The sequence below is a fragment of the Lentzea alba genome, assembly GCF_047445655.1.
GTDB lineage: Bacteria > Actinomycetota > Actinomycetes > Mycobacteriales > Pseudonocardiaceae > Lentzea > Lentzea alba_A.
This window is the reverse complement of record NZ_JAJAEG010000114.1, coordinates 1-470: the sequence shown is the minus strand read 5'-3', so window position 1 is coordinate 470 and position 470 is coordinate 1. Positions and strand designations below refer to the sequence as shown.

Below are 470 nucleotides of genomic sequence, written 5' to 3'. Positions count from 1 at the left end.
GTGCACCTGATGACCGACATGATGTCCGGCGTGGAGAACGCCGAGGACTCGAAGCCCGCGACCGGCCTGGATGGCCTGGATGAGCAGCTCGTCGCACAGTTGCTGAGCAGCGCCAAGGCCAGCGGGCTGAAGCTGACCGGTGAAGGCGGGATGCTGCAGCAGCTGACCAAGCTGGTGCTGGAGTCCGCGCTCGAGGGCGAGATCACCGGCCACCTCGGCTACGACAAGCACGACCCGGCCGGCCGCGGGACCGGCAACTCGCGTAACGGCACCCGGTCCAAGACCGTGCTCACCGACGTCGGCCCGGTCGAGATCGACGTGCCGCGTGACCGGGACGCGAGCTTCGAGCCCAAGATCGTCGCGAAGCGGCAGAGGCGCCTGGGTGGCGTGGACGAGATGGTGATCTCGTTGGCCGCCAAGGGATTGACCACTGGGGAGATCTCCGCGCATCTGGCGGAGGTCTATGGCGC

Annotated in this window: 1 protein-coding gene; it reads left to right on the top strand. The window is 67.9% G+C overall.

Annotated features, from left to right (window positions below; translation table 11 throughout):
- Positions 1–21: 21 nt before the first annotated feature.
- The coding region (locus LFM09_RS50140) for a transposase (protein ID WP_414103739.1) at positions 22–470 on the top strand (449 nt) is incomplete at its 3' end.